The sequence below is a fragment of the Bacillus fungorum genome (assembly GCF_002746455.1).
GTDB classification, from domain to species: Bacteria; Bacillota; Bacilli; order Bacillales; family Bacillaceae_G; genus Bacillus_A; species Bacillus_A fungorum.
This window is the reverse complement of sequence record NZ_NWUW01000082.1, coordinates 1-3,951: the sequence shown is the minus strand read 5'-3', so window position 1 is coordinate 3,951 and position 3,951 is coordinate 1. Positions and strand designations below refer to the sequence as shown.

Sequence of the window (3,951 nt, the reverse complement as noted above, 5' to 3'; positions counted from 1 at the left end):
TTTGTGTAATCTCAAGATTTTGTTGATTATAAAACATAAAAACGCCTCCTTTCTTTTTATTCTTCTAGAAAAGGAGACATTTTTAAAGTGTTTTATTTAAAAATTGTATTGACAGAGTTGTTTTTCAACACTCTGAAAAAAGGAGAATACAATATTCTCCTTTTCTTTAACCGTTATCAACAATCGGTTGTTTGCCCGTTTGGTCTTGCATTTGCTTTCCTTTATTGCCACCAGCTTTTTTTGATTGTGTTCCAATATGATTCGGTGCAAAGTCTTTTGAATTCTTTTTCGGATTACCCATTACTATCGCCTCCTTAACACTAGTATCGTACTAGTGTTAAGAATTATTCAGCTTGCTTAAAAAGTTTCATTTCATAACGTTTTTCAATACGCTCTTCAATACGATCGATTGCATCGCGATCGCTTAATAATTGTTGTTTATTTTCTTTCACAAGTTCGTCAAATGATTTACGGCGACTTCTTCTCACGCTGTTCACCCTCTCTCTTTCGCATTCTTACTATACATAGTATGAGCAAAGGAAAAACTCTTTAATCAGATTTGCAAGAAAATTTTATGTTTTAGTACTCCTAAAAAAACTCCGTGTACAATAAAACGTACACGGAGTTTTTCATACCATAATATTTAAATACTCTTTTAACTTTTCATCGGCATTCATTTCACTTTGTTTATAATCATGCAGCGCTTGCAATACGAAATCATACTGTTCTAAAATATAACTTTCTAATTTCAGGACGTCCTCTAAGCTAGTAAGCATAATTCTCGTATTACCAACTTCACTTTTTAACGCCGGTTCACATTTTAAACTCGTACATATTTCTTTCACATCATCTTCTAATATCTCTGTTAATATGTATTTCTTTCGTCCTTTTACTTTTACTCTCATAACTGGATAAAATGCTTTTATATCTAAATAGCTTCCTACGCTCATACAACGAACCCATTCGATATCACGTTTATTTCGTACAAGTACCCCTTTTACTGCTTCATATACTGTTGTTTCATCAAGTACTTCTGTATTCGATTTCCTTTTCGCCTCTTCTTCAATAAAGGCACATTTTTGATAAACTGCTGCACAAGTAATACAATCATCAAATGCATTATGAGAACTTAAACGAATGCCAAGCATTCGCTTTAACGTTTCAAGTTTATGATTAGGCGCGTGCTTCATGTATTTCTTTGCTAGAAACACAGTATCAATCACTTTATTTTGCGGTTCCGGTAATCCAAGCATATTCACATTACTTTTCAAAAAGCGCATATCAAAAGATGCATTATGAGCGACAATTACATTTGTATGTAAAAATGCTAAAAATAAAGGTAACACTTCTTCAATCGTCGGTGCATCCGAAACACGATAATTTGTAATACCTGTTAAACTCGTTATTCGGTCCGGAATTGAACGCTCTGGATTCACATAGGAAACAAATTGATCTACTAATTCATGATTGCGATATTTTACTGCTGCGACTTGAATAATTTTATCATTATAAGGGTTAAATCCTGTTGTTTCAAAATCAATTACAACATAATCTAACGGTAAGGATATATTCCCCACTCCAAACACCCCTTTACCTCTAAACGTTTATATTTCTTTTATCATAACATGCTGCTATCACTACGTGAAAAAGAAAAGGCAGAAATGATAACTTTCCACCTCTACCTTTTCACCATTATTTTAATTTAGCAATCCGTTTCTCCATCTCTTTTTGCGTCATCGGCCCAATAAACTTATCTTGAATGACACCTTTCGTATCTATAAAGTACGAAGTTGGGATCGTAACGACTTTATAAGCTGTTGTCACATCAATATTCTTGTCCAATAAGATAGGAAAAGTAATTCCTTTTTCCTTAGCAAAATTACTTACCTTTTCTACTCCCCCACCTTTTTCTGAAGGCGTATAATTTATTGCTAAAATTTCTACGTTCTCTTTATGTTCTTTATAAAAAGCTTCCATATCCGGCATTTCTTGCTGGCAAGGCCCACACCACGTTGCCCAAAAGTTTACAATCACTTTCTTTCCTTTTAAATCTAATAACTTTACATTTGTTCCATCTAACTTCGTTAATGTAAAGTCTGGTGCACTCTTCCCTATTTCAATACCATTACTTGCAATCATCTCTTTCATAGCAGCTTCACTTTTTTCTTGCTCTCCTTGTACCGCCTGATCGTTTTTACCAAACTGTTCATAAGCTGCATATCCCGCTAAACTAAGTAACACTACAATAATCGTAAGCTTCCGCCACATTTTATATCACCCTAACGTGTTTATCTTCTAATAACTTAATCACTCAAATACTCTATACCTTATTTTAGCTTATACGGACAAGCTTGGAAATATTCACAGTCGAAATAATTAGAATATTCTTATTTAAAGTGCAATTTTTTCCTTTTTATCATATAATTAGAAAAACAAATGAAGTGTTGCTTATCTTCTTATGGACCCATTCACCTTTTTTACTTTCGCAGTTATATAGCCTTCAACAAAAGGGGGATTGTGTATGAATTCATTTGAAAAAACAACATTATATATTCTTAGTTTTCTTTTATACCCAATCGGTATTATTACATGGATCATCTCACTCTTTAGTAAAGATCTTGAAAAAAAGAAAGTAGGACGTATTTGTCTCTACGTCTCTCTAGTCTCATTCGTCCTCTTCTTAATTCTTGGAATTACAACTTTCCTTATGACTGCTACTTTTAACGTTGATCTGAATCATTCAGAATCTATTGAGTATCAAATTGATGGAGCTGAATAAAGATAAGGGCATTGCTCTTATCTTTATTCACACCTCTAAAAAAATGAATGACTATGTATTAACTTTTCAGGGCTTCCACATGCAACAATACTGCTTTCTCCACATCATGTGTTGCCACAATTCTCGTTACTTCTCCTTCTAGTCCTTCTATCATATTCCAAACAACTTCTTGATTGCTCGGATCTAATCCCGCAGTTGGTTCATCTAAAATAATTAGATTCGGTTTCGAACCAATTGCTCGCAATAATGCAAGACGTTTTCTTTCTCCTCCCGAAAACTCTTCACCACTTTTATGTAGTACAGTTTCAATCCCTTCAGGTACCCCCCTAATAATCGGCTTCACATTTACAAGTTCAATATTTTTTTCTAATTGGTTTTCTAAATACCCTTCCCCAAAATACATATTCTCTTTTACTGTCGTCCGAAAGAAACGAGGTTCTTGCCACACTGTAGTCATACGAGCCTCATTACCATAATAAACAATGCTACCGTTACCCATAATATGAACTTTATATCTATATGTTGTAGTGCTAAGAACGCACCTATAAATTGGGCAATGGCGTGTATATATTCTATTAATATAGAACCATATAACCTGACCCAATTCGGAATATCAGACACAACTAACATCTCTAACTCTCCTTGTTTACTCTTCTCACTCTCTTCAAACGGTAATGAGAAAAAATGACGCAATACATCTATACGCTTCTCTCTCAATATTCGTTGACTCGCTTTTGAACTTACATAATCAAATGAAAGATTGTTCACCCACATCAATAAGCGGCTACCCGCAAACAATGCAATACACAAATAAGCGCCTTTTAACTCCCGCTAAATAAGATTATCTACAATTAACCCCATGAAGATGGGACGCGATAAGTTTAAAATAGCCGCTATAATCCCACTACATATGGCTGCCACTACTAATATTTTCTCTTGTCGTAACGGTAATAATATTCTTGTATATTCTTTCATAATGTTCCCCCATTTTTTATAGTAAAAAGAAAGGGATGAAACCATTTGGTTTCATCCCTTTCCATAAAATGAGGTTGTCCCAAAAGTAGCTGAATAGTTACTTTTGGGCAACCTCTTTTTTTGCATAAAACATAAAAAAGAATCGTCCAACTTTGATATAATTAAGTCACCACAACCAAATCACCAAAAGAAAGGAA

The 3,951-nt window shown here is 34.0% G+C and carries 6 protein-coding genes and 1 pseudogene; 1 reads left to right on the top strand and 6 read right to left on the bottom strand.

All coding sequences use genetic code 11. The features are described 5' to 3' along the window. Positions 1 to 166: 166 nt before the first annotated feature. The 4 genes from sspN to CO726_RS30490 all read right to left on the bottom strand — a co-directional run bounded on the left by sspN (position 167) and on the right by CO726_RS30490 (position 2,268). A complete protein-coding gene (sspN, locus tag CO726_RS30505; protein ID WP_000527987.1) occupies positions 167 to 301 on the bottom strand; it encodes an acid-soluble spore protein SspN in 135 nt (44 codons plus the stop codon). Between the two features lie 43 nt (positions 302 to 344). Then, positions 345 to 488, bottom strand: coding sequence for an FbpB family small basic protein (locus CO726_RS30500; RefSeq protein WP_001254697.1), 144 nt, complete (start codon positions 486 to 488; stop codon positions 345 to 347). Between the two features lie 141 nt (positions 489 to 629). Beyond that, a complete protein-coding gene (locus CO726_RS30495) occupies positions 630 to 1,577 on the bottom strand; it encodes a 3'-5' exonuclease (protein WP_099686784.1) in 948 nt (315 codons plus the stop codon). A gap of 115 nt (positions 1,578 to 1,692) precedes the next feature. After that, positions 1,693 to 2,268, bottom strand: coding sequence for a TlpA family protein disulfide reductase (locus CO726_RS30490; RefSeq protein WP_099686783.1), 576 nt, complete (start codon positions 2,266 to 2,268; stop codon positions 1,693 to 1,695). A 253-nt stretch (positions 2,269 to 2,521) separates the two neighbouring features. On the opposite strand from CO726_RS30490, the gene CO726_RS30485 reads away from it, so the two are divergent. Beyond that, positions 2,522 to 2,779 (top strand): hypothetical protein, encoded by a 258-nt coding sequence (locus CO726_RS30485; RefSeq protein WP_099686782.1) that lies wholly within the window; start codon positions 2,522 to 2,524, stop codon positions 2,777 to 2,779. Positions 2,780 to 2,814: 35 nt separating this feature from the next. Here CO726_RS30485 and CO726_RS30480 read toward each other — a convergent pair. Together CO726_RS30480 and CO726_RS32730 are read right to left on the bottom strand one after the other, a co-directional pair. Further along, a pseudogene (locus CO726_RS30480) lies at positions 2,815 to 3,577 on the bottom strand (ATP-binding cassette domain-containing protein). Between the two features lie 33 nt (positions 3,578 to 3,610). After that, entirely contained in the window at positions 3,611 to 3,799 is a 189-nt protein-coding gene (locus CO726_RS32730; protein ID WP_245916858.1) for a hypothetical protein, read from the bottom strand. Positions 3,800 to 3,951: the final 152 nt, after the last annotated feature.

Bases quoted from the DNA above. Each gene is read 5' to 3' on its own strand.
- CO726_RS30490 (WP_099686783.1), bottom strand. From the start codon at position 2,268: ATGTGGCGGAAGCTTACGATTATTGTAGTGTTACTTAGTTTAGCGGGA.
- sspN (WP_000527987.1), bottom strand. From the start codon at position 301: ATGGGTAATCCGAAAAAGAATTCAAAAGACTTTGCACCGAATCATATT.
- CO726_RS32730 (WP_245916858.1), bottom strand. From the start codon at position 3,799: ATGGTTTCATCCCTTTCTTTTTACTATAAAAAATGGGGGAACATTATG.
- CO726_RS30485 (WP_099686782.1), top strand. From the start codon at position 2,522: ATGAATTCATTTGAAAAAACAACATTATATATTCTTAGTTTTCTTTTA.